The sequence below is a fragment of the Nocardiopsis sp. JB363 genome, assembly GCF_900143625.1.
GTDB lineage: Bacteria > Actinomycetota > Actinomycetes > Streptosporangiales > Streptosporangiaceae > Nocardiopsis.
On the sequence record NZ_FRFF01000013.1, the window covers coordinates 22,018 to 48,339 of the forward strand.

Below are 26,322 nucleotides of genomic sequence, written 5' to 3' on the forward strand. Positions count from 1 at the left end.
TTGTGCTCACAGCACCCGCGCGACCCCCGGAATCGCCCGCACACCGGCGGCCAACGCCCAGGTCAACGGCACGCTCAAGGCGGCCAGGGCGGCGAACTTGACCACCGCCGCGACCTCCCATCCGCTCAGTGCCATGGCGATTGCCACCAGCACCACCGCGTGCAGCACGTACACGGCGAAGGCGTTGTCGCCCAGGAACCGCCACACACGGTGGTCCCGGGCCACGAACCGACGGAAGAAGACCAGCAGCGCCAGCATCACACCCACCGAGAACAGGTTCTCCGCCACCAGATGCACCAAGGACGCACCGGTGCCCGGGGCAGCCGTCACGAACAGGACCATGACGGGCAGCACCACCACCGCGGCGATGCCACCGACCACCCCGGCCCGGCTCGGCAACCGGTGCAGCCAGTCCCCCCGGTAGGCGAGTGCCCCCACGGTGAACATGGCCACGTACTGGGGCAGGTAGCCGGGGCTGGGCAACCCCACCACCGGCCAGTACGGCGCGGGGAAGGCCCACCGCCAGGCGAAGGTGACCAGGGCCAGCCCCACCGCGAACACCAGGACCGGAACCAGCCAGCGCACCGGCCCCCGCTCCCGCACCTCCGCCACGACCGGGACGGGCTGGGAGCGGCGCTCACGCACACCGCGCACCAGCACGTAGACCAGGCTCATCACCAACAGCACCTCCACGAACCACATCGGGCCCGGGTCGATGGTGAGCAGGTACAGCAGCCACAACGGGGTGTCGGGGTCGGAGGCCAACGCCTGACCGAACGCCGGGACCAGGACCAAGGGACGCAGCAACACCAGGAACAGCAGCAGCGGCACACCCAACCGGATCAGCCGTTCCCGCATGAACCCGCGCCGCCCGCGCCGGTCGATCGAACCCGGCACGAAGTACCCGGCGATGAGGAAGAACATGCCCATGAAGAACGTCTGGTTGAAGAGCACGAACAGGTCCAGCGCCAAACCGGAGGGATCCTGGGCGGGCTCGGAGAAGTACCACACCGGGATGTTGCCGTAGGTGATGGCCGCGTGGTGCAACACGACCAGGACCGTCAAGACCACCCTGAGGTGGTCGACGTAGAACAGTCGGGGGCGGGTCGGCCGGTCGGCCGCCCCGGTGATGGATGGGCTGATGTTCTGTGCCATGGGGACCTCGTCACTGTGGTGTGACGGTCATGGGGCTCGAATCGCACGGACCAGGAATTCGCCCAGTTCGTCGGCGTGTGCGAGCAGGTCGTGGCCGGGATGCGTCCGCCAGTACTCGAACATGGCGTCGATGGTCGCCTGCTGGCTGACCGCCATCACCCGCACGTCGAAGTCGCGGAACTCCCCGCTGCGCTGCCCGTACCGGTAGAGCTCTTCCATCGACTCGTAGATCGCCTCGGGTTGGGACCCATCGAAGCGGGGGGCGCCCTGGGCGTTACGGAAGTGCCGGAAGATCTGGGACAGTGCCGTCATGCGCTCGCGATGGGCCAACGCGTACTCGGCCACGCCGCGCACGTGGGTGCGCAGCGCCCCTTCCATGCTCTGCTCGGCCAGGACCCGGGGCGCGACCTCCTCCCCGATCTGGGTGTAGACGCCGATCACCACCTGGTCCATCAGCTCGTCCTTGCCGTCGAAGTGGTAGGAGATGACGCCTTTGCTCACCTCCGCTGTCCGTGCGATCCGAGCCAGGGAGGCGTTGGGATAACCGACCTCGGCGATGGTGCGCACCGCCGCGTCGATGATCTGTGCCCTGCGGGCCTTCTCGATGAAGGACCGCTTCTGACCGTCTGACTCATTTTTTGACCGCATGGCCAGAATCTTACACGGGTGGCCAGAAAACCATCGGGGATGGCCCTGATCCCACCCCTGAAACGGCCCCCGTCCCCGGCCCGGACAGGGCTCCCGACCCTCAGGGTCCGCCGACGCCACCAGGTGTTCCACGGGTGGAGGATGGGGGCCATGACCCCATCCGCACCGGCCGACCTTCGGTCCGTGCTCGCCTTCGTCGCCCTCGGCGGCGCCCTGGGCGCGCTGACCCGCCACGGCCTGGACACCCTGTGGCCGCCCGCCACCTCAGGGGTGTCCTGGACGATCCTGGCCGTCAACGTCACCGGCAGCCTGCTCATCGGCCTGCTGATGGAACTGATCGCGCACCGGTGGCCCCACAGCCGATACGTGCGCCCGTTCTGGGGCGTGGGCTTCCTGGGCGGATACACCACCTTCTCCGCCTACGCCGCGGACGTGGTCACCGCCCTGGAACGAGGCGCACCGCAGGTGGCGCTGGCCTACCTGTCCCTGACACTGGTCGGCGCTCTCACCGCGGCCTGGGCCGCCTCCGCACTGGCCCACCGACTCCTCACCCACGACACCGGGAGGAACCCGTGAGCGCCCTGATGGTGGCCCTGGGCGCGGCCGTGGGCGCCCCCACGCGTTTCCTGGTGGACCTGGCCCTCCAACGCCGCCTGGGTCGGGCCTTCCCCTGGGGCACGCTGGTGGTGAACGTGGTCGGCAGCCTCATCCTGGGCTCGCTCCTGGCCCTGCCACTGCCTCCCGAAGTGCTGGCACTCCTGGGCACCGGGTTCTGCGGGGCGTTGACCACCTACTCCACCTTCGCCCACGAGACCGTGCGACTGGCGCGCACCGGCGCCCGGCGGCGCGCGTTGGCCTTCGTCGCGGCCCACCTGGTCCTGGGCATCGGTGCCGCCTGGCTCGGCCTGGGCCTGACCACACTCCTGAAGGGCTGAGGGGACCACTATCGTGACCGGCATGCCCCTCCTCGACCGCATGGCCCGGTTCAATGCGCGTCATCCGTGGAGCCACAACGACTGGTACGGGCCCTGGGTGGTGCGCCGAGTGGTGGCCTCGGGCGCCACCCGCGTCCTGGACGTGGGGTGCGGCACCGGCAACCTGATCGAGCGACTGCGCGAGCGGGTTCCCGAGGTCAGCGGCCTGGAACCCGACCCCGACACCGCCGCGCTCGCCCGTGAACGCTTCGCGCGCACCCCGGGCGTGACCATCGCCCAGGCCGGATGGGAGCGGCGCGACCCCACCACCCGGTGGGAGGCCATCACTCTGGTGGCGGTCCTGCACCACCTGCCCCTGGAGCAGGCCCTTCCCGAGCTCCGGAAGGCCCTGGTCCCGGGCGGTCGTCTGGTGGTGGTCGGCCACCACCGCGAACAGGGCGTCGTCGACCTGGCCACCGGGCTGGTCTCCGCGGCGCTCAACCCGCTGATCGGCCTGTGGAAACACCCCGAAGCGGCCGCCGCTCCGCCACCGCACATGCGCGCACCCGTCGCCGAACCGCCGCACACCCTGGACCGGATCCGGGCCGCGGCCGCCCGTCACCTGCCCGGGGCGCGCGTCCACCGCGGCCTGTTCTGGCGGCACACCCTGGTCTACGACCGCCCCCGCTGACCAGGGGGTGCCGACCCTCCCGGAAGGGCACGGGCCCACCCCCGGAGACCAGGGTCCTCGGGGGCGGGCCCGCCTGTTGCTCTGCCGCTAACGTTCCAGGTAGGCGCGCAGGTGACGGGCGGTCAGGGTCTGGCCCTGCTCCACCAACCGCTCCGGAGAACCCTCGAACACGACCCGTCCGCCGTCGTGCCCCGCCCCCGGGCCCAGGTCGATGATGTGGTCGGCGTGCGCCATGACCGCCTGGTGGTGTTCGATCACCACCACCGTGTTCCCGTCCTGGACCAGCCGGTCCAGCAGCGCCAACAACCGGTCCACGTCGGCCAGGTGCAGCCCGGTGGTGGGCTCGTCCAGCACGTACACCGCCCCCTGCTTGGCCATGGAGATCGCCAGCTTCAACCGCTGACGCTCACCGCCCGACAGGGTGGTCAACGGCTGTCCCAGACCCAGGTAGCCCAGCCCGACGTCGTGCAGCCGGTCCAGGATGGTGCGGGCGTTGCCGGAGGTGAAGAACTCACGTGCGGTCTCCACCGACATGGCCAGCACCTGGCTGATGTCCTTGCCGCGCAACGTGTACTGGAGCACCTCGTCCTTGAACCGGCGCCCCTGACACTTCTCGCAGGTGGAGGCCACCCCGGCCATCATCGCCAGGTCGGTGTAGATGACCCCGGCGCCCTTGCATTCGGGGCAGGCCCCCTCGGAGTTGGCACTGAACAGGGAGGCCTTGACCTGGTTGGCTCGGGCGAAGGCGGTACGGATCGGGTCGAGCAGCCCGGTGTAGGTGGCGGGGTTGGAGCGGCGCGATCCTCGGATCGCCGACTGGTCGACCACCACCACGCCCTCGTGCCGAGGCAGCGCGCCGTGGATGAGCGAACTCTTTCCCGAACCGGCCACCCCGGTGACCACGGTGAGCACACCCAGGGGCACGTCCACGGACACATCCCGCAGGTTGTGGGTGTTCGCGCCGTGGATGGGCAGGTGCCCGGTGGCGGTGCGCACCTCGTCCTTGAGTCGAATCCGGTGGTCCAGGTGGCGACCGGTGAGGGTGCCCGAGGCCCGTAGTCCGGCCACGTCGCCGGTGTAGGTCACCGTGCCGCCGCGCGGACCGGCGCCCGGGCCCAGATCCACCACGTGGTCGGCGATGGCGATGGTCTCCGGTTTGTGCTCGACCACCAGCACCGTGTTGCCCTTGTCGCGCAGGCCCAGCAGCAGGTTGTTCATGCGCTCGATGTCGTGCGGGTGCAGTCCCACGGTGGGCTCGTCGAAGACGTAGGTGATGTCGCTGAGGCTGGAGCCCAGGTGGCGGACCATCTTGACCCGTTGGGCCTCGCCTCCGGACAGGGTGCCCGACTCCCGGTCCAGGCTCAGGTAGCCGAGCCCCACCTGCACCAGGGAGTCCAGGGTGTGGGCCAGGGTGTCCACCAATGGCTTGACGGCCGGGTCGTCGATGGTGCGCACGAACGAGACCAGGTCATCGATCTGCATCGAGGCGCACTCGGTGATGGTGCGCCCGGCCACCTTGACCTGGCGGGCGGCGGCGTTGAGCCTGGTGCCGGCGCACTCGGGGCAGGTGGAGGTGACCACGGCCCGCTCCACGAAGGCGCGCAGGGCCGGTTGCATCTTGTCGCGGTCCTTGGCCAGGTAGGTCCGCTTGATCTTGGGGACCAGGCCCTCGTAGGAGAAGGAGTTCTTGCCGACCTTGACCTTGGTCAGGGGTTCGTACAGGAAGGTGTTCCACTCCTGGTCGGTGTAGTCGTCCAGGCGTTTGTCGGCGTCCAGCAGCCCCGAGTGCACGAACACCTGCCAGTACCAGCTGTCCACCGTGTAACCGGGGACGGTGATGGCGCCCTCGTTCAGGGACAGTTCGCGGTCGTAGAGCTCTTCCAGGTCGATCTGGTCGGTGCGCCCCAACCCCTCGCACTCGGGGCACATGCCCTCGGCGTTGTTGAAGCTGAACAGGCTGGAGGGTTCCAGGCGCGGGGTGCCCACCCGGCTGTAGACGATGCGGAGCATGGCGTGGGCGTCGGTGGCGGTGCCCACGGTCGAGCGCGAGTTGGCGCCCATGCGTTCCTGATCGACGATGATGGCCGCGCTGAGGTTGCGCAGGGAGTCCACGTCGGGTCGGCCGGTGCTGGGCATGAACGACTGCAGGAAAGCCGTGTAGGTTTCGTTGATGAGCCGCTGGGACTCGGCGGCGATGGTGCCGAAGACGAGTGAGGACTTACCCGAGCCGGACAGTCCGGTGAAGACGCTCAGTCGTCTCTTGGGGATGTCCACCGAGACGTTGTCGAGGTTGTTCTCCCTGGCCCCGCGTACCTCGATCGTGTCGTGGGTGTCGGCCGGTGTGGTCGGTTCGAAGGTCAAGCTGCTCCCCTGGTGCCCGCGTTCCAGCGATTCCTTATGCGCTAAACTAACAAGAGGAGCACGTTAGTTTATTCCCTAAGGAGATGCAAGTGGTGGTCTACGCCGGCCAGGGCGACCCACGTCGTTCCATGGCACTGCTGTGGCGCGAACACGACCAGGGCGAGCGCACCGCCCCCGGGCCCAAACCGGAACTGAACGTGGACCTGGTCCTGCGCACCGCCATCGAGGTAGCCGACGCCCTGGGCCTACAGGCGCTGTCCATGCGCGCGGTGGGTGAGCGGTTGGGCCGCACCGCGATGTCGCTCTACACCTACGTGGCCAGCAAGAACGAGCTCATCGACCTGATGTACGACCAGGCCTTCGCCGAACTGGTCGAGCAGGTCGAGAGCGAGTCCCGGACCACCTCGGAGCGGGGCTGGCGCGAGAGCACCCGAACCTGGGTGGGCCTGCTGTGGGACTTCTACCTGCGCCACCCTTGGACCTTGGAGATCTCCCAGGCCCGCCCCGTCCTGGGCCCCAACGAGTACCGACTCTACGAGTCGCTGGCCACCCTGTTGCACGCGGCCGGAATGGCCCCCAAAGCCATCGGCAGCGCTTATGGAAGCCTGCTCAACCTGGTCCGCGGCATGGTCCGCACCGCCGCCGAGGCCCGCCAATCCGAAGCGGTGACCGGGGTCCCCGAAGACGAGTGGTGGTACGCCCGCTCCGAACAACTGGAGGAGTTGGCACCCGACTTCGCCGAGCGTTTCCCGACCCTGACGCTGATGACCACTCAGGGCGCCTTCGACAACGAGGACCCCACCGAGCCCTACCTGGAACGGGAAGCCTGGGAAACGCTGGAGTTCGGGCTGGAGACCTTGCTGGACGGCATCCAACGCCGCATCGACGCCGCCTGAGGCCTACGGCGGGGTCCTTGCCCGACACGTCCGCCGAGTGCGCGACTTCGCCGGCCCCCGCGCCGCATAGGATCCCCTGCCGCCACCACGGACGGCCGAACGGTTCGCAGGTCCGGGCGCCCCGGGTGCACACGCCCCGGGTGCACACGCCCCGGGTGCACAGGGGATCAGATCCAACCCAACAGGAACAACACCAGTAGGGTCAGGACGGCCGAGACCAACAGGGATCCCACACAGCCCCAACGGCTGTTGTAGAAGAAGAACATGTACACCTCCCTTTGAGCTGCGCCGAGCAGATCACGTTCGTCAAGAGTCTTCCCCACCCATGCAAGGCCCACCACCATGAGCACACACCCGACCGCCACACCTCTGGCCCCGGAACTGATCCGCGGCGCCCTGGAGATCGAGCGCACCGATCGCGGCCTGCTCCCCCACCGGCTGCCCGCCCTGGCCCGCACCCGTAACACCGATCCCCAACTGGCCATGGCCGAGTCCCAGCCCTCCGGGGTGCGCGTGGCGATGCGTACCCGCGCCACCGTGATCGAGCTGGACACCATCCCCACCAAACGCCACTACGTGGGCGCCCCACCCCGCCCGGACGGCATCTACGACCTGCGGGTGGACGGCCGACTCACCGCACAGGGCACCGTCAGCGGAGGCGACGTCCTACGCATCGACGTGAGCACCGGGACGTTCACCCCCACCAGGGGCGAGCCCGGAACCGTGCGCTTCGAAGGCCTACCGGACCACGATAAAACCGTGGAGATCTGGCTGCCGCACGACGAGACCACCGAACTCGTGGCCCTGCGCGCCGATGCCACCGTCGAACCCCTCACCGATTCCGGGCGCCGGGTGTGGCTGCACCACGGCAGCTCGATCAGCCATGGCTCCAACGCCACCAACCCCACCGCCATCTGGCCGGTGATCGCCGCCGACCAAGGCGCGGTGGACCTGGTCAATCTGGGGCTGGGCGGCAGTGCTCTGCTGGACTCCTTCACCGCGGCGGCCATGCGTGAGGTCCCGGCCGACCTGGTCAGCGTCAAGATCGGCATCAACCTGGCCAACGCCGACCTGATGCGGACGCGCGCGCTGGGCCCGTCCGTGCACGGGTTCCTCGACACCCTGCGCCAAGGCCATCCGGACACTCCGCTGCTGGTGGTCTCCCCGTTGTACTGCCCCATCCACGAACACACCCCAGGACCGGGGGCCATCGACCCCGAAGCCCTTGAGCAGGGCCGGGTCGCGTTCAAGGCCACCGGAGACCCCACCGACCCCACCCGGCTCACCCTCACCAACATTCGCCGGGAGCTGGAACGCATCGTGGCCGAACGCGCCGCCCAGGATGAGAACCTGCACTACCTGGACGGACGCGAGCTGTACGGGGAGACGGACTTCGCCGAGCTGCCCCTGCCCGATGGGCTGCACCCCGACACCGCCACCCACAGCAGGATCGGTCAACGGTTCGCCGAGCGCGTCTTCGCCCCGGGCGGTCCCTTCGCCGGCTGAACACCCCCACGGGTGAGGTGCGGGTGGCGGGGGTGAATCAGGTGGGGCAGGCGAAGGTGATGATCTCCTCGCTGGTGGGTGTGAGCGGGGTGAGGTCCCAGTACCCGTACTGGGCGCTCACACTCAGTCCGGCCTCGGCCAGGAAGGCGTTCAGGCGCTCGGCGTCCAGGAAGCGCAGGGTGCTGCGGGCAACCTCCGGTTCGGCCCATCCCTGGACGCTGTAGTCGGACGTGAAGGTGACCAGGTCGCCCTCCACTTCGCGCAGCTGGTGCACACAGGTCGCCTTGAGCCCGCCGGGACCGTCCACCGTGCGCACACGCTCGGGACTCCAAGCCTCCCAACCGCGTACGGCGGGGTTACGGGTCTCGAACACGAACCGGCCATCCTCGGACAGCACCCTGCGCACGGCGGCCAGGTTGGCGCGCAGAGCCTCATCGGTGGTGAACACCTGGAAGGCGTGACCGGACATGATCACCAGGTCGAACGCCCCCTCCCCCAGCGGCTCGGTCTCCCCGTCGTAGGGGCCCGCGACCAGGTCGCCCAGGGTCCACTCGATGTCATCCCGGTCCCGGCGGCCGACTTCGAGCATCGCGTCGGCCGGGTCCAGCCCCATCAGGCGGCCGGTGTGCCCGCGCTCCCGGGCCACCCGTTGGATCTTGCCGGTCCCGCATCCCACGTCCAGTACGGAGCGGGCGTTCATCACGAGATCAAGGTAGAAGTCGTCCTGTGGGGAGACCTGCCAATGGCTGAAGTGGTCATAGAGATCGGCCAGGGTCGCAATGGAGAAGTGTCGATCGACCATGGGGTCATTGTGGTGGCCCGATCCCCGGTGGCCAACGGGTTTTGCGCCCCGAAGCCACTGCCCTGGCGCGGCCATGCGAACGGGCGGCACCACCGTAGGTGGTGGTGCCGTCGACTCACAGGGTCGTTGGGTCTCATGCGATTTGGTAGGTCACCCGCCTCGTGTCGATGAGGATGGCCCCGTCGGGCAGTGGCGGTGCCTGGTCGTTGGACCCGAGGACGCGCAGCCAGATGTCGCTCTTGTCGCCGTAGGGGTTCAGCCGGTCCAGCATCTCCCAGAACCCATAGGGCAACGGAGCGCAGGTACAGGCGCAGGAGCGGTTGCGCAGAGTCGGGGAGAACGGGGAGATTCGACCGGCCAGCGGCATGCCGTCCTCGTCGGGTTCGCCGCCCTTGATGACCTGGACGATCTCGGTGTAGGCCTCGCTTGAAGCGCAGTAAGTGGCGGATGACGCCATGGAGTCAACTCCTTGCAGAGAGGAGGCGGCACCAGGTAGAGGTGCTCGACTGACTCCAGTATCCACGTGTTCAGACACAATAACAAGCTAGTACTGTGTTTGAACTAAAATAATTCCGTGTCCTTGTGCACCACTACGATCGAGGCACGAACTCACAGCGTGGAAGGGGTTTTCGTGACTGGTGGGCACTCGCCCGGGGTGCGACGGCGACGGCTGTCGGCAGCGCTCAAGCGACTCAGAGCCGCGAGCGGGCTGTCCGCTGCCGAGGCGACGAAGCGGCTGGGCTGGTCCTCGGCGACCAAGCTGACCAGAGCCGAACGCAACGAGTGGAAGTTCCCCAAGCGCGACGAGGTCGAGGCTCTGCTGGACCTCTACGGGGTGGAGGGTGACGACCACACGCATCTTCTCAGTCTGACCGAGGAGGCTCGCGGGCGCAGTGATTGGCACAAATACGCTGACCTTTTCCCGGGGGCACTGCCTGACCTGGAGGCCGAGGCCGTCCGAATCCGGACATACGAGGCTGTTGTGATCCCTGGGCTATTGCAGACGCCAGGTTATGCGGCGGCGATCTTCAACGCTGGCCAGATCGTTCCCCCTGACCAGATCGAACGCAAAGTTGAGTCACGCATGGCTCGTCGAGCGGTGCTGGATCTACCTCAGGGGCCATGCCTGACCGCTGTCATCGACGAGGCCGCGTTGCGCAAGGTCGTGGGGTCGCACGCCATCATGGCCGAACAGTTGCGCTTCTTGAACGGTATGGCAGCGCATTACAAAGTGACAATGTTGGTGATCGCTGATGAGGCTGGGGCGCATCCCGCAGTCGATGGCGCCTTCGCCCTGTTCGATTTCCCCCGTCCAGAGCCGGGAATAGTCTCAATTCCCACCGTGGTGGAGGCGCTGTACGTTGAAGACGCAGACTACTTCGACAAACACGCGCTGATCTTCGACGCCGCCCAGAACCTGGCGCTGGACCCGCAGAGGTCGCTAGACCTGATCGGTTCCATCGCCGCCGAGCACGACAAGCGAGCCTGAACATGTTGCTGGAGTTCCGCAAGTCCTCCTATTCCACCAGCGGGGACAACTGCGTGGAGATCGCACCCATCCTCAACTTCCAGAAGTCCTCTTACTCCTCCGGAGGGGAGAACTGTGTAGAGGTCGCCCAGGTAGACCCTTCCTTCCGTAAGTCCTCCTACTCCACCAGCGGGGAGAACTGTGTAGAGGTCGCGGAGCTGCCCACGGGTGCCGCCATTCGTGACTCCAAGTACCCCGATCTGGGTTTCCTCCCTGTCGGGGCCGGTGAGTGGGCCTCCTTCACCCGTCTGGTCGCCGCCGAAGCTCCCGACGCCTGATCCTGACCGCCTCCCGGTGGTGGGCCGTTCCCCGGCCCGCCACCGATCGGCAACACAGCGCCCGATCCGGTATTCCCCCAGTTCCGGGGCGTGGCATGATCGGCCGATGACCGACTTCCTCACCCAAGAACAGCTCGCCCGCCGAACCTCCGACGCCGTGCAGGCCGCAGTCGGGGCCGGACGCGACCTCGGGCTCACGGTGACCGAACCTCGACTCCTCCACGACTTGTTCTCCGTGGTCGTGCACCTGGCGCCCTCCCCCGTCGTGGCCCGGATCCCCACCGTCCTGCCGCAATCCACGAGCCTGGAATCTCTGGCCGCACGCCAGCGCGCGGAACTGGATGTGACCCGGTGGCTGGAGGAACAGGGCGTCCCCGTGCTCCCGCCCAGCCCCCTCGTGCCACGCCGACCCGTCCAGCGCGACGGATTCTCGATGACGTTCTGGCAGTACGTCCAGGAGAACCGCGACAAGGAACCCGACTACGCGGTCAACTCCGAGAGCACCGCGAACCTGCACGCCGCCCTGCGCGACTACCCGGGGAAGCTGACGTTCCTGGGCGCGGCCGACCCGCACTCGCTTTCGGCCGGCCTGGACCAGCTGGAGAAGAGCCCCGATCTCATCTCCCCCGAGGACTTGGACCGCGCGCGCCGTGAGTGGCGGGTCCTGGAGCCCGTCGCCGGCTCACGCGCGGAGTTCGAGAAGGCGTTCCCCGGCATCGACCTACAGCCCGTCCACGGTGACTCCCCGCCCGCGAACATCTTCGCCGCGATGGACGGGGACCGCTACGCCGACTTCGAGCTGGTCTCCCTGGGCCCGGTGGAGTGGGACCTGGCCGCGTTGGGACCGGAGCTGGAGGCCTCCTACAACCGTGGCGCGCGAGGTAACGGGCAGCGTGAGCTCGATGAGGACGTGCTGTCCTTCGTCAACGCGGTGGGGGCGCTGCGAGTGATCGCCACCCTCGAACTCGTTCCGAAGCTGCCTCTGCTGGCGCAGTACCTGAACCCGGCCGTCGACCAGTGGCGGGCCACCCCGTTCACCACCGGCCTGACAAGGCCGGCCGGCTGACCCAGGACGACTGATCCGGGTGGGCGACTACCCGCCGGAGCCCGCCTGTCGCCCGTCCTCCGGCCGCCCACAGGACGCTCAGCCATGTCATGGCTCCGGACCCCCTGCCGATCTATGTCGGGATGCTCCCCGGTTTGAGGGTTTTCCCCAGAAACCTTGACCAGTTCGGAAAAAAGTCCAAACAGGAACTTCAAGGCTAGCGTTGAAGGTATGGATTTCGACATCGAAGACGCCATCCATGGCGTCGACGCCACCTCCGTCCTGGAACTGTTGCCCGAGCGACCGCGGCTGCTGGCCCTGGGCGAGCCCACCCACCGCCAAGGCACGTTGCTGAGTCTGCGCAACGACCTCTTCCGAGAGCTCGTCGAACAGTACGGCTACCGCACCATCGCGATCGAGAGCGACTGCATGATGGGCCTGGTCGTGGACGACTACGTCACCGGCGCCGCGGGCACCCTGGAGGAGGTGATGGAGAGCGGTTTCAGCCATGAATGGGGCGCCGACCAGGGCAATCGTGACCTGGTGCGCTGGATGCGTTTCCACAACGAGGGCCGCCTCGCCCACGAGCAGGTCCGGTTCGCGGGGTTCGACGGCCCGTTGGAGATCACCGGCGCCGCGAGTCCGCGCCGGGCCCTGACCGCGCTGCACGGGTTCCTCTCCACCCACGTGGACTCGGGGCTGTCGCCCTGCACCGCGCACGCCCTGGACGACCTGCTGGGATCCGACGCTCAGTGGACCGAACCCGAGGCGATGATGGATCCCGCCCGCTCGGTGGGGCGCTCCGCCGAGGCCGACCGACTGCGGCTGATCGCCCACGACCTGGTGGCGTTGTTGGCGGAACACGCACCGCACCTGATCGCGCGGACCTCGCAAGAGGACATGGCGCGGGCCCGCCTGTACGGGCGTACCGCCACCGGCCTGCTGCGCTACCACCAGTGCATGGCCGATGCCTCACCGGCCCGCATGTCCCGATTGCTGAGCGTGCGCGACGCGATGATGGCCGACAACCTCCTGGCCCTTGCCCGGCGAGGTCCGACCTTGGTCCACGCCCACAACTCCCACCTGCAAAGACAGCAGAGCAGCATGAGCATGTGGCAGGGGCGGGTGCGATGGTGGAGCGCCGGAGCACTGGTCAACGCCCACCTGGGCGAGGGGTACGCCTTCCTGCACACGGCACTGGGCACCCTGCCGCGCCAGGGCGTGGACACCCCACCGCCGCACACCATCGAAGGGCTGCTGTACGAGCTACAGGGAGACCATCACCTGGTCGATCCAAGGCTCCTGGCCCAGGCCCTGGAGGAGGCCCCGCTCCCACCGCGCGAATCGCCCTGGTTCGGATACGCCCCACTGGACCCGGCCCACCTGGCCCGAATCGACGGCCTGGTGTTCGTCAAGGACGTGTCCTAAGTGCACTGACCCGAGAGGTGAGGTGCGACTAGGACCCGAACCGTTCGAGTACCGTTCGCGCCGTCTCCAGTCGGACGTCCCTGACCTGGGCGAAGAGCGCGAAATCCTGGGGGTGTTCCTCGATCAGGCCCTCCTGCGCCGCCGCCTCCGCCTCGCCCCAGACCTCGACCACCGAGGCGTCCTCCTTACAGGCCACGTCCGCCGTCGCCACCTCTCTCTCCTGCGTTGACGGATCGCCCTCCCCTTCCGTCCAACGCTCATCGGCCGAGGCCTCGGTCGGAGTGGGATAGTCCAAGCCCCGGTCCGCCATGCAGGTGCTCCAGGCGGAGAAGGCATCGACCACCGGGGGCGCGCTTTGGGAGGCCTCGAAACTCGCGTGGATGTAGGAGTTCAACAGGTCGTAGTCCATGTCCGGGACACCCGCGGTGAGGTCCCCGGCCGCCTCTTCCAGGCACCCGGTTTCGCCCTCGCTCCCGTGGGCCGCTCGGTGCTCGGTGGCCAGGAGGGTGAGCCGGTCCTCCCGCGTCTCCTCCACGAGGACCTCGTCCGCTGCCCCGGGCGGCGCGCCGTAACCGTACTGTTGGGCCACCTGCGTCTCGATCACGCCGTATCGACGTCGGTGCGCGGGGTCGGTCCCCTCCTCCTCGGGGACGGGAAGCACCTGCCAGTCCATGCCGTGTCCTCGCATGCAGTCGCGCACGAGCAGGTCCTCGGCGTAGTCGAGCGTTCGCATTTCGAAGGGGGAGAGCGTGTACTCGTCGAAGGGCAGGGTCAGCGACCGCACCCTCTGCTCGGCGGGAAGGTAGCGGTCCCCGCCTCCCTCATCCTGTACGCCGCAGGCGGCGAGTCCCAGGGCAACGCACAGCGCCCCGGCCACCGAAAGAAGTCTGTTCATCGGTTTGTTCGGGCATGGGAACCCGGTCTTTCAGATCCGGGAGGAAATGCCCCATTCCTTCCATCGATTCTCCACCGAAATGGTGCCGGGAAGGCCGAGCTCGACCTCCCCGGCACGCCGATCACCAGACCCGGATCGAGCTGATCCTGTTGTCGAAGCCGTTGTCGGTCAGATCCTTGTCGGAGGAGTTCTTCTGGGCGTAGTAGGACGCCCCTCCGTATTCCGCGTGCTCGTAGAAGGAGGCGTTGTTGGGCTTCTGGTTCTTCATGGAACTGGCGTTGTCATTGACGCTACGGCAACCCGATCCGCTCCAGCAGTTGCCGGACAGGTTGCGGTCACTGCCGGAGGTCCGCCAGGACCCGCCCTTGTAGTCGTCGTGCTCGTAGAGGTAGATGTAGGTGGCCTGCGCCTCGACCATGGGGATGCTCGCGGCCGAGGCCGTCGGAGCCGTGCCGAGCACCCCGGCGACGGCGACGGAGGCCACCATCGCGGCGGTGGCGAACAATCGCTTGTTGGCAGACATGGATTCCCTCTCTCGATTGGCGACGCCAATACCTGCCACGACCGGAATGTCCCGGTCGCGCTTCGCGGCGTCCCTCAATGACATTAAGCGAGGAGTCCGATCGTGAAAAGAAAATACCTTGGCCACATCAGGCCGCCCCCAGCATGACATTCCGGAATTCAAAGACCATATTGGAGCAATTGCGGATAAAAATTAATGCCCGCCGACATCACTGAATTCGATGGTCGCCATGATTTGGCAGAGAAGACAGGGAGTGGTGTGGTCGCCGCTCACCCGCGCCGGTGCCACGCGGTCCGACCTCCCCGGGCGTGAGCCGGGCACAGCGCGCCCGCGGGGGTTGTCCACAGGCGACCTCGCCCCTCTTCCTCCGCCCGCCCCGAAAACCTAACCTGAAGAGGTGAGCGAAACTCCCAGCACCCTCTCGCCCCACCCCTTCGACGTCGACACCTTCCTCGCCCGGCCCTTGGTCGCCCGCGTGGCCACCACCAACGCCTCGGGCGCACCCACCGTCAGACCGGTCTGGTTCCTGTGGGAAGAAGGGGTGCTGTGGTGGATCACCGGTGAGTACGCGGTCATGGCCCAACACCTGGAACGCGACCCACGCACCGCCGTGGTGATCGACACCTGCGATCTGCGACGCCAGGAGTACCTGCAGGTGATCATGCGGGGCAGAGCCGAAGTGGTGCCCTTCGACCCGGCCCTGGCCACACGCAAACTCCGCCGCTACCTGGGCGAGGACGAGAGCACCTGGCACCCGGACTTTCGCCACTACGCCGACGACGCCCGCCTGGTGCGTCTGGTCCCCGAACGCACCGTGGTCAAGGACCTGTCCAAGGCCCTGCCCTGACCGTGCGCACCGGACGCGAACCTCGCCGCACCAGGACCGGCTCAGGGCCGGTCCTGGTGCGGCGGGTCCGCTACCGGGAGGGGCGGTCGCGACTCTGGTCGACGATCCGTCGCAGTGCGGCGAGGTGGTTTTCGATGGCCGCACGCCCGGTGTCGGTCAGTCGCAGACTGGTGCGCGGGTACTTGCCCACGTAGCCCTTGTGCACCTCGACGTATTCGTGCGTCTCCAGCTTCCCGATCTGCTTGGACAGGGCCGACTTGGACAACCCCGCCCCCTCGCGTACGAAGGAGAAGTCCGCCCAGTCGCTGGAGGCGAGCAACGCCAGGATCTTCAACCGTGTGGCGTCGGCCAGTAACGGGTCGATCTCCATAGGCCTAACCTCGGTTTTCCGGCCTGGTCATCCACCACTTGGCGAAAGGCGGACCCGCCAGGGCGAGCACCAGACCCACCACGGCCCCCGAGATCGGGTAGGTCTCACCCAGCAGGTGCGAAACGGCCGCGTTAATGGAGAGGAACAGCGCCAGTGCCACGAGGATGACCACGAGGGACAGCGTTCGGCGTCGACGGCCGGCGACGCCGGTCAGTCGTGCGCGATTACCGGTGAGCCGACCCCATCGGGCAGACCTGTTGAGCACGGCGGCCAGCACGGCCACCACGACCAGCCCCCAGGAGAGGTAGGTGCCCATCTGCGGACCCGAGAGCCAAAAGAGCACCGACGCGGCGAACACCGCGATGCCGGCCACGGCCCAAGGTCCGCGCCTGTGCACCAGCGCGCCGGCGGCCTCCCGCTTCACGTGGTCGACTTCCTGGAGGTCTCGCTCGGCGTCGGACGGGTCGATCTGATTCATGTTGTCTCCCACTCACCTAGTTTCCTTTGAGGAAACAGTAAGGTCCGATGCGCTTCCGACGCAACCCTTGTGGCGACACCGATCACGTCTTCGACGGAGCCGGGTCGGTGAGGGGGCCATCTGACTCCTGGATCGGACCACAGGTGAGAGCCCCGCTTCGCCCTCCCCCGGGTCGCCGGCCGGCGCCACGAAATACGCGTGCGAGAGGGGGCGGCGACTGCCAACATGAGCCGGGCGCCCACCCCACGCGAAAGGACACACGTGCCCGCTCCCGACCCGAACCGGCTCCACCCCACCACCCGCCCCGACCTGACCAACGTGGTCTTCCTGCGGGCCCAGGTCACCTCGGAGCTGATCGAGGTGGGCGAGTACACCTACTACGACGACCAGGGCAGCGGTGTCCCCTTCGAGGACGCCTGCGTGCTCTACAACCACGGCCCCCAACGATTGGTCATCGGCCGCTACAGCGCCATCGCCCCGCAGGTCACCTTCCTGATGCCGGCCGGCAACCACCCCACGATCGGCCCCTCCACCTACCCCTTCACCATGTTCGGCGGCGAGTGGGGCGAGCGCACCCTGGACACCTACCTGTCGATCCCGGCCTCACCCGACACCCGGATCGGCAACGACGTGTGGATCGGCCGAGGCGCCACGATCATGCCGGGGGTGAGCATCGGCGATGGCGCGATCGTCGCCGCGCGCAGCGTGGTGGTCAAGGACGTCGAGCCCTACGCCCTGGTGGGCGGCAACCCCGCCCGGCAGCTGCGCTCGCGCTTTGACGAACAGGACGTGGCCCTGCTGTTGGAGGCCCGCTGGTGGGACTGGCCGGTGGAAGCGGTCACCGAACACGCCGCGCAGATCATGGGCGGGACCCCCTCCGAGCTGGCGCGGATCGCCCGCGAGGTCCGGGCGGGCTGATCACGCCCCTACTCGCCGGTGGCCCCGTCGATGCGCTCCCGCAGCAGGTCGGCGTGGCCGTTGTGGCGGGCGTACTCCTCGATCATGTGCACCAGCACCCACCGGTGCGAACAGTCCTCGCCGTGACGTTGACGCTTACCGATCGCCTCCAGGTCCAAGGACGCGGAGACTTCGCGCGCGTGGGCGATCTCGGCGTGCCACAGGGCGAAGGCCTCCTCCACCGAGGCGGTTTCCACCTGGGAAAAGTCGGCGTGGGGGTCATTGGCGTTCTTGATGGAGTCGGGCACCTCACTGCCCTCCAGGATGTAGCGGAACCAGGCCCATTCCACCGAGGTCATGTGCCGCACCAGGCCCAGCAGGGACAGGTCCGAGGGAGGCACCGAACGTTCGCGCAGTTGCGCCTGGCTCAGACCTTGGCACTTGACCTCCAGGGTCTGGCGGTGCCAGTCCAGCCAGTTGGCGAGCATGAGGCGTTCGTCGGCGATGAAGGGCGGGTCGATACGTGGATCGGTCATGGGCAACGACCCTAGAACTCCCCGCCTGACCGGGCCACAGGTTTTGGCCCACCCATCGACCAGGGCCCCAAGTCCTCTGGGAGCGCGACCGAAGGCCCAATAGGATGACCAATCATGGACACTAGAGAACTCGGCCCCCTCGGCCCTGTCAGCGTCGTGGGTTTCGGAGCCTGGCAGATCGGCGACGCCTGGGGCCAGGTCAGCGAGACCGACGCCATGGACGCCCTCGAAACCGCCGTGCGGGAAGGTGTCACCTTCATCGACACCGCCGACGTCTACGGCGACGGGCGCAGCGAACGCCTGGTGGGCCGACTGCTTCAGGACCACCCCCATCTGACCGTGGCGACCAAGATGGGCCGCCGCATGGCCCAAGAGACCGCCCACTACAACCCCGGCAACTTCCGCGCCTGGAACGACGACTCACGCCGCAACCTGGGCGTGGACACCATCGACCTGGTGCAACTGCACTGCCCGCCCAGCGCCGTCATCGACTCCGACCAGGTCTTCGACGACCTGGACGCCATGGTCACCGAGGGCCGCATGCGCGCCTACGGGGTCTCGGTGGAGACCTGCGACCAGGCCCTGGCCGCCATCGCCCGCCCCAACGTGGCCAGCGTGCAGATCATCCTCAACGCCTTCCGACTCAAGCCGCTGGAGAAGGTACTGCCCGCAGCCAAGGCCGCCGGGGTGGGCGTGATCGCTCGTGTCCCGCTGGCCAGCGGCCTGCTCACCGGCAGGTACACCCCCACCAGCAGCTTCGGCGAGGACGACCACCGCAACTTCAACCGCCAAGGCCAGGCCTTCGACCAGGGCGAGACCTTCGCCGGCGTCGACTTCGCCACCGGCCTGGCGGCCGTGGAACGCCTGCGCCCCCTGGTGCCCGAAGGCACCACCATGGCCCAGTTCGCGTTGCGCTGGATCCTGGACCAGGAAGGGGTGAGCACCGTCATCCCCGGGGCTCGCAACGCCGACCAGGCCCGCGGTAACGCCGCCGCCGCACAGCTGTCGCCGTTGGACGCCAAGACCCATCAGCGGGTGCGCGAGGTCTACGACGAGCTCATCCGCCCCCAGGTTCACGAGCGCTGGTGAGCACCCCCGGTGCGCCCGCCCGAGTCGGGTCGGGCGCACCGGGCAGGCCCCCCGGATCGAGCCCCAAGGCTTGGGCCAGCTGCATTCGGGCCAGGGACGCACCCGTCCGGGCCACGTCGTGGCCTTCCCGGGGCGTCGAGTCTTGGCCGGGCGCACGGGTCCCGCGTTCCATCGATGCGCCCATCCGCTCCAACAGTTCCGGATCCAGACCCTTCTGGGCAGGGTCGACCGGCGGCGGGCTGGGGTCCTGACCCGATCGGGGCGAGGGAATCAGCCCCGACAATGCCCTCTGTCCCTCACCGGAGTCGCCTGAAACGGGTGCGGACGCCGGCGGATGCACGATCTCGTCCGGGACATCGCGACAAGGCCCCTGGCACAGGTCACAGCGCCCGCCGGGGTGGTTGCGCACCCCCGGGTGTTCGGGGCAGGTCTTGTCGGCCTTGCCTTGGGCATCGACCACGAACCGCGGAAGCTGATCGAATTGGTCGCAATCCTCCTGGCCTTGGTCGGAGCCGGGCCACTGCTCGGGCATGGCGTCAAAGCCCATCTCCGCGCTCCAGGGTCGGTGCACCCCTCGCCCCAACTTCCCGTCCAGGAAGGCGCGTGCGTTGGCCAAGCTGTGCAGCCGTTGCATCAGGGCCGGGAATGGGCGGTGGAGCTTCTCCGACTCCGCCAACAGCGAGCAGGCCTCGTGCACGCTCAGCCCTTGGCGCAGGAGGTTCTCCACCGCCATACCGAGTCGTTCTCGATCCGTTTCCGGATCGGACAGGAATTTTTCCGATATGCGAGCGATGAGACCGAAAGGTCCGTCCGGTCGGATTCGTGGCTTTTGCTCCCCTGTGGTTTCGCTGTCACGGAACGGACCGGGATCCTCGTTCTCGAAACAGTAACCAGGACAACGGTTACAAGCGCATCCTGACCCGTCGTCGAAACCAACGTGACCTGTCGTTCCTACCGATGGGTAGGGGCGAGTGATGGCGTTCAACGGTTCTTCCCCGAGCCGGGCGCGCACCTCGTTGATCTCCGCCAGGTTCTGCTCGGTGAAGGCACTGGCGGGGATGAGCACCTCCAGGACGCAGGGCAGCCGATCGGCCCAACGCCGACCCGCGCTGAGGTCCTCCCAGAAGAAGGCTCGGGTCTGGCGTCGGTTCAGCTTGCGCAGCAGGCCCATCTTGATCAGGTCCTTGATGGCCCGCTTGATGGTGGAGGCGCTCATGGTTCCGCCGCAGCGATCGACCAGGGTTTCCAGGTAGCAGAAGCAGAAACGGCCGTCGCTGTCGCAGGCCTTGGCGATGATCGAGGCCAGGGTGTAGGAGCGGGTGGTGGGGAAGAGCCCTGACTCCAGCGCCTGGGTCAACCAGATCGAGGCGATGAACCCGATGCCCTTCATCACCCCTTGGGGGCGCTTGACGCACTTGTACGCGCCGTGCGATTCCGCGATTTCGGCTGCGTCGCGGGGCTGATCGAGGGTAGACTCCATGGCAAGCCGCCTTCTTGGACTTGGGTTAGGTGGCACGGTCGACATCCCTGTTTGTTGCAGGAGTCGGCCACAACCCGACCGGGTGCGCTTAACACCGGGTCGGGTTTTTTATTGGACGATATCCAAGCTAGCGGAGAGAGCGAAAGTTCACGCAGTTTTCTCTCAAATCCGCACATGCCAGAGAATGGAAACTCGACCCACAGGTTCACAATGCCGGCATTTTCCTGAATGCCCGATTCGAGAGAATGCACCGGAATGCACCGGCTTCCTCAGCAGGGCCGACACCACCGCGCACAGCAAAAGCCCCGCAGGCCCATCAGGGCCCACGGGGCTTTTCACCACAAACCGAACGCTAGATGAGGCCCTGGGCCAGCATCGCGTCGGCGACCATCTCGAACCCGGCCAGGTTGGCACCCAGCACGTAGTCGCCCTTGGAGCCGTACCGCTCGGCCGCGTCCTCACACCGGTCATGGATCCCGGCCATGGTCTGGGCCAGCTCCGACTCGGCGTGGTCGAAGGACCACGAGGTGCGGCGCGCGTTCTGACGCATCTCCAGCACGCTGGTGGCCACACCACCGGCGTTGGCCGCCTTGCCCGGGGCGAAGAGCACCTTCGCCTCACGGAAGACCTGCACCGCCTCAGGCGTGGTGGGCATGTTCGCGCCCTCGGCCACGGCCAGCACACCGTTGTTCACCAGCGTCTTGGCGGCGGTGGCGTCCAACTCGTTCTGCGTGGCGCAGGGCAGGGCCACGTGGCAGGGCACGTCCCACACACTGCCACCCTCCACGTACTGGGCGCCCGGGCGACGGTCGGCGTAGACGCTGATGCGTTCGCGGTCGACCCCCTTGATCTGTTTGAGCAGATCAAGGTCCAGGCCGGCCTCGTCCACCACGTAGCCGCCCGAGTCCGAGCAGGCCACCACGGTCGCGCCCAACTGCTGGGCCTTCTCCACCGCGTAGATGGCGACGTTACCCGAACCGGAGATCGCCACCTTGAGTCCGTCGAGTCCGCGCCCGTTGCGCTCCAGCATGCGCTGGGTGAACATGACCGTCCCGTACCCCGTGGCCTCGGTACGCACGGCCGAGCCGCCCCAGTCCAAACCCTTGCCGGTGATGACCCCGGCCTCCCAGCGGTTGCTCAGCCGCCGGTACTGCCCGAACAGGTAGCCGATCTCGCGGCCGCCCACGCCGATGTCACCGGCGGGGATGTCGGTGTACTCGCCCAGGTGACGGTGCAGCTCGGTCATGAACGACTGGCAGAACCGCTCGATCTCGGTGTCCGAGCGACCCTTGGGGTCGAAGTCGCTGCCGCCCTTGCCGCCACCGATGCCCATGCCGGTCAGGGCGTTCTTGAAGATCTGCTCGAAGCCCAGGAACTTGACCACGCCCAGGTTCACGCTGGGGTGGAAGCGCAGCCCGCCCTTGTAGGGGCCAAGGGCGCTGTTGAACTCCACCCGGAAACCCCGGTTGACGTGGATCTGGCCCTGGTCATCACGCCAGGGCACTCGGAAGATGATCTGGCGCTCGGGCTCGCACAGACGCTCCAGGACACGCTCGGTGGCGTATCGGGGGTTCATGGACAGCGCCGGCGACAGACACTCCAGCACCTCCAGTACGGCCTGCTGGAACTCCGGTTCGTCGGGGTTGCGACGTGCCACGTGCTCGAAGGCACTACGAACACCCGGGTGGTGGTCCTCCCGGGCGCCATTGGAAAACGGCATGCGAGTACGTTCCCTTCTCAATCATGGAACGGGCGCCCCGCACGCCGTTGTACCGGGAACCTCTATCATCCATCGAAGCTAGGTGGGATACCGCCCCAAAGGGCCCATGTGGGCGGTAACTACCCTCATACTTCCAGTGTATTACCTTGATATGAACATACCCCTCTGGCCTGGCCCGAAGGACGCACGGTGCCCTGGGTCCTGGCCCCAAGGGGAGCCCGGGGCCGGTCACGACACCCTCATCCGCCCTCCCCCACAGGGTCGATATCTCTCATATACCCACGAAGAGCACCCCATGCTCCACTCGGCGCACTCCAGCCCCGAGCACCCTCGCAGGCCGGCCCACCAGGGGCAAGAGCCGCTAACGTGGCCGACACCAGACGTACACGCCGGGCCGCCCGACTCCTCCCCCGGCTCCGCGCCCACCACGACGTGGGTCCCTGACACCAAGGAGAGCCCGCCATGCCCGGTGACCAGGACCACCCCCTCCACGGCGGCATGATGAACACCGTCACCCGCCGCGGCGACCGGGTCATGCGCACCGCCCCCGACCACGCACCCGCCCTGCACACCTTCCTGACCCGCCTGGGCCAGGCCGGATTCACCGGCGCCCCCGCGCCCCTGGCCCTGCACCCCGACGGGTACGAAGAACTCACCTTCCTCCCAGGCGAGGTGGCCCTGCCGCCCTTCCCCGCGTGGGCCCTGCGCGATGAGACCGTGACCCAGGTGGCCGCCCTCCTTCGCCGCTACCACGACGCCGCCGCGACGATCCCCCCAGACCCGGACGTCGACTGGCCCACCGCGCTCGCCGACCCCGAAGGCGGCACCCTGCTGTGCCACAACGACCCGTGCCTGGAGAACATCGTCTTCCGCCACGGCCGGGCGGTGGCACTGATCGACTTCGACCTGGCCGCACCGGGCCGCCCGGTATGGGACCTGGCCGCCCTGTCCTTCTACCTCGGCCCCACCCTGGACCCCGAATCGGCCACCACCAGCGGTTTCCAAGGCCTGGACACCCCGCGCCGGCTGCGCCTGATGGCCGACGCCTACGGCATGGACCGCACCGACCGCGAAATCCTCCCGGCCACGGTGCGCCGATACAACGAAGTCTCCCGCGACTTCGTGCGCACCATGGTCGAGAGCGGCAACACCCTGTTCATCCGCGACCTGGAACGCTTCGGCGGCTGGGCCCGCTGGGACCGGCGCCACGACTGGCTCACCGAACAGGAACCGCTCTTCCTTCGCGCCCTGCTCGACCCCACCCCCTTCGACTGAACCCGCCTTCGTCCACAGGCCCGGCACGGCGACGTGTCCCCACCCGATTCCACGGGCATCCTCCAAGGCATGGACAACACCACCTCGGGGCACAACGGTCCCACCCGGCAGGTGGGACGGCCCGACGCCGAACACCTGGTGGCGGTCCTGAACCGCCACCGCGCCGACCTGGCCGGAGCCAAAGGCGTCACCATCGGCTCCGGCGAGATCGTGCACACCCTCACCAGCCACCTGTGGGCGGGGGTATCGGTACCGGCCACCGGCTGCCACGCCGCCGTGGACCCACTGCGCCTGCGCGCCGCCACCACCGGGGTGAACTGCCGCCGCTGCCTGGCCCGCTACCGCCGCCCCGACGCCTCCATCCCAGGCCAGACCCTGCTGGAGCTGTCCACTACCCGTGACTGAAGCCCCCCCAGGCTCGCGGGTAGGCGCCCACCTGATGGACGGGTCCCACCGCCCGGGCACCACACCCACCCACCCGGTGGGTGCGTGGGCGGTCGACCGGCGCCCCGCAGTCCACGCCCTCCCCGGGCCGATCCCGGAAAACCCGTGGCCCCACATCATCGGCTCGGGGGAGGATCACACCATGCGCATGGGAGTGGTGGGCCTTCGTCAGGGACTGCACATGGCCGACTGGGCACGGCGGATCGGGATCGACGTGGTCGCCGGCTGCGATGTGGACCCCGCCACGGCACAGCGGGCCGCCACACGAATGCCCGCCCTGACCCTGGTGGAGCACTGGCGTGAGCTGCTCCACCTGAACCTGGACGCGGTGCTGCTCACCAACGACTTCGACGCCCACGCGCCCCTGGCCATGACCTTCCTCGAACACGGCGTCCACGTGCTCTCCGAAACCGCGGCCTGCACCACCGCCCAGGAGGGCGCCGACCTGCTGGCCACCGCCCAGGCCGCCCAGGCCACCTACTCCTTCGCCGAGAACTACGTCCTGCACCCGCACGTGCGTCTGCTGCGCGCACTCGCCCACCAGGGCACCTTGGGCGAGATCGACCTCATCGAAGCGGACTACCTGCACGCCATGGCGCCCCAGGCGGTCCACGACCTGATCGGGGACCCGGGCCACTGGCGCGGCCGTATCCCCCCGACCGCCTACTGCACGCACTCCCTGTCCCCGATCCTGGCGATCACCCAAGCCATGCCGGTGCAGGTCACCGCCTTTCCCGTGCACACCTCCTCCCCCCGTCAGGCCTGCGTGATGGCGGTGCGTCTGTCCACCGGAGCGTTGGCCCTGACCCGTAACGGCTTCCTCCAAGGGGAACCGGACTCGCACTGGAGCCGGCTCTCGGTGCACGGCACACGCGCGGCGGCCGAGTCGGGACGAAGTCCAGGTGAGCGCGCCTGGTCGGTGCGGGTACGCCACCAGGGTTGGACACGCGCCGACGGCCGCATCCACGAGGCCGAACACAGCGCCCCACCCGTGCTCGTGGACGGGGTGCCCGTGCCACGCGGACAGGAGGGCACGGTGCTCGTGCTCCAAGGGCTGCGCGCGACCGTGGAAGAGGGGACGCCACCCCCGGTGGGGGTGCGCGAGGCGGTGGCCGCGTCCCTGGTGGGGGTGGCCGGCGCCCGGTCCCTACGGGAAGGCTCGGTGCCGATACCGGTCCCCCTGCCCTGAACCCGCACCCGCGGGCAGGTGGCCGGCATTCAGGTCGTGGACCACCCCATGCCCCCGCACACGCGCGAATGCGCTCGACGCCGTCGAACCCGGCGTCGGCGGCGACCCCATGCCCGCGCACGGACGCGAATACGGCGGCCCCGTCCCCGGAGAGTGCGGGGACCGGGCCCATGCACGCGCACGGACGCGGACGCGGGCGGGTCCACCTTCCCCGGCCACGACCCCGGGTGCTCCCCTAAGCTCAAGGTGACCTCGGACCCGCCTCGGTGGTCCCCTCGTCCCACCTTGCTCCTGGAGTGTTCCCCGCGTGTCCACCCTCCCCACCCGCCACCGTCCCTCCGGGCTGGCCTTCGCCCTCACCTCGGCCCTGGCCTTCGGCGGTTCGGGGGTCTTCGCCCGCCCCCTGTTGGACGCCGGCATGGACCCGCTCCACGTCACCTGGCTACGGGTGGCCGGCGCCGCACTGATCCTGCTGCCGGTGGCCCTGCGCCACTGGCGTCTGGTCCTGCGCCGTCCCCTGTTGTTGCTGGCCTATGGCCTTTTCCCCATGGCCGGGGTTCAGGCTCTGTACTTCGCCGCCATCGCCCGCATCCCCGTCGGTATCGCCCTGCTGCTGGAGTTCCTGGGCCCGGTCCTGGTGTTGCTCTGGGTGCGTGTGGTGCGCCGCAATCGGGTCTCCCCCGCCGCCGTCATCGGTGTGGTGTTGGCGGTGGCCGGGCTGGGCCTGCTGCTGGAGGTGTGGGCCGGCATGCGCCTGGACGCCATCGGGGTGGGTCTGGCGTTGGGCGCGGCCGCCGCCCAGGCGGCGTTCTTCCTGTTGGGCGATGCCATGGGAGAGGACACCGACCCGTTGGCCGTCATCGCCTTCGGCGCGTTGATCGCCGGTGTGGTGTTGGGCCTCATGGCCCGCCCTTGGACCCTGCCCTGGCAACTGCTGGGTACCCCTCTGCCTCTGGGCTCTCTCACCCTGCCCGGGTGGGCCCTCGCCTCGTGGCTGGCCCTGGTGTGCACCGCCATCGCCTACTTCCTCGGGGTCTCGGCGATCAAACGCCTGTCCCCGCAGGTCGCCGGAGGTGTGGCCTATCTGGAGGTGGTCACCGCCATCGTGCTGGCCTGGATCCTGCTCGGCGAGGCGCTCAACACCATGCAGCTGCTGGGCGCGGTGGTGATCGTGACCGGGGCGTTCATCGCTCAGACCGCGGTGCCCACCGCCCCGACCGACACCGCGACCGGTGACCTCGAACCCGGGTCCGCCACCTCGGCACCGCAGGAGGATCCCCAACGCCCCCACACCCTTCGGCGTTGAAGCAGGCCACCACCCACCCCA

At 68.2% G+C, this 26,322-nt stretch carries 28 protein-coding genes; 16 read left to right on the forward strand and 12 right to left on the reverse strand.

Features of this window, described 5'->3' with window-relative positions; translation table 11 throughout:
- Nucleotides 1–6 precede the first annotated feature (6 nt).
- The gene (locus BQ8420_RS03355) at nucleotides 7–1,155 is read right to left on the reverse strand and encodes an acyltransferase (RefSeq protein WP_087096322.1); all 1,149 of its coding nucleotides are present in this window, start codon (nucleotides 1,153–1,155) and stop codon (nucleotides 7–9) included.
- A 27-nt stretch (nucleotides 1,156–1,182) separates the two neighbouring features.
- Complete coding sequence (locus BQ8420_RS03360; protein ID WP_087096323.1) at nucleotides 1,183–1,803, reverse strand: TetR/AcrR family transcriptional regulator; 621 nt, start codon at nucleotides 1,801–1,803, stop codon at nucleotides 1,183–1,185.
- Between the two features lie 150 nt (nucleotides 1,804–1,953).
- On the opposite strand from BQ8420_RS03360, the gene BQ8420_RS03365 reads away from it, so the two are divergent.
- The 3 genes from BQ8420_RS03365 to BQ8420_RS03375 are packed head-to-tail and all read left to right on the forward strand — an operon-like array spanning nucleotide 1,954 to nucleotide 3,408.
- Nucleotides 1,954–2,379: a CrcB family protein gene (locus BQ8420_RS03365; RefSeq protein ID WP_143847089.1), complete on the forward strand. Its 426-nt coding sequence runs from the start codon at nucleotides 1,954–1,956 to the stop codon at nucleotides 2,377–2,379.
- A complete protein-coding gene (gene crcB, locus BQ8420_RS03370; RefSeq protein WP_087096325.1) occupies nucleotides 2,376–2,738 on the forward strand; it encodes a fluoride efflux transporter CrcB in 363 nt (120 codons plus the stop codon). The genes BQ8420_RS03365 and crcB overlap by 4 nt, the downstream gene beginning before the upstream one ends.
- A 22-nt stretch (nucleotides 2,739–2,760) precedes the next feature.
- Nucleotides 2,761–3,408, forward strand: a complete 648-nt coding sequence (locus BQ8420_RS03375; protein ID WP_087096326.1) for a trans-aconitate 2-methyltransferase — start codon at nucleotides 2,761–2,763, stop codon at nucleotides 3,406–3,408.
- 87 nt (nucleotides 3,409–3,495) lie between these two features.
- Here the strand turns inward: BQ8420_RS03375 and BQ8420_RS03380 are convergent, their stop codons facing one another.
- Entirely contained in the window at nucleotides 3,496–5,769 is a 2,274-nt protein-coding gene (locus tag BQ8420_RS03380) for an excinuclease ABC subunit UvrA (RefSeq protein WP_200815777.1), read from the reverse strand.
- 89 nt (nucleotides 5,770–5,858) lie between these two features.
- Between BQ8420_RS03380 and BQ8420_RS03385 the strand changes: the two genes are divergently transcribed.
- Both BQ8420_RS03385 and BQ8420_RS03390 read left to right on the forward strand, forming a co-directional pair.
- Nucleotides 5,859–6,665, forward strand: a complete 807-nt coding sequence (locus BQ8420_RS03385; protein WP_087096328.1) for a TetR/AcrR family transcriptional regulator — start codon at nucleotides 5,859–5,861, stop codon at nucleotides 6,663–6,665.
- Between the two features lie 342 nt (nucleotides 6,666–7,007).
- Nucleotides 7,008–8,171 (forward strand): GDSL-type esterase/lipase family protein, encoded by a 1,164-nt coding sequence (locus BQ8420_RS03390; RefSeq protein WP_087096329.1) that lies wholly within the window; start codon nucleotides 7,008–7,010, stop codon nucleotides 8,169–8,171.
- A 37-nt stretch (nucleotides 8,172–8,208) separates the two neighbouring features.
- Here the strand turns inward: BQ8420_RS03390 and BQ8420_RS03395 are convergent, their stop codons facing one another.
- Complete coding sequence (locus BQ8420_RS03395) at nucleotides 8,209–8,973, reverse strand: class I SAM-dependent methyltransferase (protein ID WP_087096330.1); 765 nt, start codon at nucleotides 8,971–8,973, stop codon at nucleotides 8,209–8,211.
- A 133-nt stretch (nucleotides 8,974–9,106) separates the two neighbouring features.
- Nucleotides 9,107–9,430, reverse strand: coding sequence for a hypothetical protein (locus BQ8420_RS03400; RefSeq protein WP_087096331.1), 324 nt, complete (start codon nucleotides 9,428–9,430; stop codon nucleotides 9,107–9,109).
- A 117-nt stretch (nucleotides 9,431–9,547) separates the two neighbouring features.
- On the opposite strand from BQ8420_RS03400, the gene BQ8420_RS03405 reads away from it, so the two are divergent.
- From BQ8420_RS03405 to BQ8420_RS03420, 4 genes are all read left to right on the forward strand, one after another.
- Nucleotides 9,548–10,462 carry a helix-turn-helix transcriptional regulator gene (locus BQ8420_RS03405; RefSeq protein WP_235005897.1) on the forward strand — a complete coding sequence of 305 codons (915 nt, stop codon included), beginning with the start codon at nucleotides 9,548–9,550 and terminating at the stop codon, nucleotides 10,460–10,462.
- A gap of 2 nt (nucleotides 10,463–10,464) precedes the next feature.
- Nucleotides 10,465–10,779, forward strand: a complete 315-nt coding sequence (locus BQ8420_RS03410) for a DUF397 domain-containing protein (RefSeq protein WP_087096332.1) — start codon at nucleotides 10,465–10,467, stop codon at nucleotides 10,777–10,779.
- A 106-nt stretch (nucleotides 10,780–10,885) separates the two neighbouring features.
- Entirely contained in the window at nucleotides 10,886–11,845 is a 960-nt protein-coding gene (locus tag BQ8420_RS03415; protein ID WP_087096333.1) for a phosphotransferase, read from the forward strand.
- Nucleotides 11,846–12,055: 210 nt separating this feature from the next.
- Complete coding sequence (locus BQ8420_RS03420) at nucleotides 12,056–13,252, forward strand: erythromycin esterase family protein (RefSeq protein WP_087096334.1); 1,197 nt, start codon at nucleotides 12,056–12,058, stop codon at nucleotides 13,250–13,252.
- A gap of 28 nt (nucleotides 13,253–13,280) precedes the next feature.
- Here BQ8420_RS03420 and BQ8420_RS03425 read toward each other — a convergent pair whose 3' ends face one another.
- Nucleotides 13,281–14,147 (reverse strand): lipoprotein, encoded by an 867-nt coding sequence (locus BQ8420_RS03425; RefSeq protein ID WP_143847091.1) that lies wholly within the window; start codon nucleotides 14,145–14,147, stop codon nucleotides 13,281–13,283.
- A gap of 121 nt (nucleotides 14,148–14,268) precedes the next feature.
- Complete coding sequence (locus BQ8420_RS03430; protein WP_235005898.1) at nucleotides 14,269–14,670, reverse strand: peptidase inhibitor family I36 protein; 402 nt, start codon at nucleotides 14,668–14,670, stop codon at nucleotides 14,269–14,271.
- A gap of 397 nt (nucleotides 14,671–15,067) precedes the next feature.
- Here BQ8420_RS03430 and BQ8420_RS03435 point away from each other — a divergent pair, with 397 nt between their 5' ends.
- Entirely contained in the window at nucleotides 15,068–15,517 is a 450-nt protein-coding gene (locus BQ8420_RS03435) for a pyridoxamine 5'-phosphate oxidase family protein (RefSeq protein ID WP_087096336.1), read from the forward strand.
- 70 nt (nucleotides 15,518–15,587) lie between these two features.
- Here the strand turns inward: BQ8420_RS03435 and BQ8420_RS03440 are convergent, their stop codons facing one another.
- Together BQ8420_RS03440 and BQ8420_RS03445 are read right to left on the reverse strand one after the other, a co-directional pair.
- Entirely contained in the window at nucleotides 15,588–15,887 is a 300-nt protein-coding gene (locus BQ8420_RS03440) for a transcriptional regulator (RefSeq protein ID WP_087096337.1), read from the reverse strand.
- Nucleotides 15,888–15,891: 4 nt separating this feature from the next.
- Nucleotides 15,892–16,365: a hypothetical protein gene (locus BQ8420_RS03445; protein WP_143847093.1), complete on the reverse strand. Its 474-nt coding sequence runs from the start codon at nucleotides 16,363–16,365 to the stop codon at nucleotides 15,892–15,894.
- A gap of 261 nt (nucleotides 16,366–16,626) precedes the next feature.
- Here BQ8420_RS03445 and BQ8420_RS03450 point away from each other — a divergent pair, with 261 nt between their 5' ends.
- On the forward strand, nucleotides 16,627–17,283 hold the full coding sequence (locus tag BQ8420_RS03450) for a CatB-related O-acetyltransferase (RefSeq protein ID WP_235005899.1): 657 nt from the start codon (nucleotides 16,627–16,629) through the stop codon (nucleotides 17,281–17,283).
- A gap of 8 nt (nucleotides 17,284–17,291) precedes the next feature.
- Here BQ8420_RS03450 and BQ8420_RS03455 read toward each other — a convergent pair whose 3' ends face one another.
- A complete protein-coding gene (locus BQ8420_RS03455; RefSeq protein WP_087096340.1) occupies nucleotides 17,292–17,798 on the reverse strand; it encodes a DinB family protein in 507 nt (168 codons plus the stop codon).
- Nucleotides 17,799–17,912: 114 nt separating this feature from the next.
- Here BQ8420_RS03455 and BQ8420_RS03460 point away from each other — a divergent pair, with 114 nt between their 5' ends.
- Nucleotides 17,913–18,887 carry an aldo/keto reductase gene (locus BQ8420_RS03460; RefSeq protein ID WP_087096341.1) on the forward strand — a complete coding sequence of 325 codons (975 nt, stop codon included), beginning with the start codon at nucleotides 17,913–17,915 and terminating at the stop codon, nucleotides 18,885–18,887.
- Here the strand turns inward: BQ8420_RS03460 and BQ8420_RS03465 are convergent.
- On the reverse strand, nucleotides 18,856–20,367 hold the full coding sequence (locus BQ8420_RS03465) for a hypothetical protein (RefSeq protein ID WP_087096342.1): 1,512 nt from the start codon (nucleotides 20,365–20,367) through the stop codon (nucleotides 18,856–18,858). The two genes, BQ8420_RS03460 and BQ8420_RS03465, sit on opposite strands and share 32 nt — an antisense overlap.
- 352 nt (nucleotides 20,368–20,719) lie before the next feature.
- Nucleotides 20,720–22,087, reverse strand: a complete 1,368-nt coding sequence (gene gdhA, locus BQ8420_RS03470; RefSeq protein WP_087096343.1) for an NADP-specific glutamate dehydrogenase — start codon at nucleotides 22,085–22,087, stop codon at nucleotides 20,720–20,722.
- A gap of 462 nt (nucleotides 22,088–22,549) precedes the next feature.
- On the opposite strand from gdhA, the gene BQ8420_RS03475 reads away from it, so the two are divergent.
- From BQ8420_RS03475 to BQ8420_RS03490, 4 genes are all read left to right on the forward strand, one after another.
- Nucleotides 22,550–23,362, forward strand: a complete 813-nt coding sequence (locus tag BQ8420_RS03475; protein WP_087096344.1) for a phosphotransferase — start codon at nucleotides 22,550–22,552, stop codon at nucleotides 23,360–23,362.
- 69 nt (nucleotides 23,363–23,431) lie between these two features.
- Complete coding sequence (locus tag BQ8420_RS03480) at nucleotides 23,432–23,767, forward strand: hypothetical protein (protein WP_087096353.1); 336 nt, start codon at nucleotides 23,432–23,434, stop codon at nucleotides 23,765–23,767.
- A 181-nt stretch (nucleotides 23,768–23,948) separates the two neighbouring features.
- Nucleotides 23,949–24,995, forward strand: a complete 1,047-nt coding sequence (locus BQ8420_RS03485) for a Gfo/Idh/MocA family protein (RefSeq protein WP_087096354.1) — start codon at nucleotides 23,949–23,951, stop codon at nucleotides 24,993–24,995.
- 307 nt (nucleotides 24,996–25,302) lie between these two features.
- Nucleotides 25,303–26,301, forward strand: coding sequence for a DMT family transporter (locus BQ8420_RS03490; RefSeq protein WP_087096345.1), 999 nt, complete (start codon nucleotides 25,303–25,305; stop codon nucleotides 26,299–26,301).
- The last annotated feature ends 21 nt before the right edge of the window (nucleotides 26,302–26,322 follow it).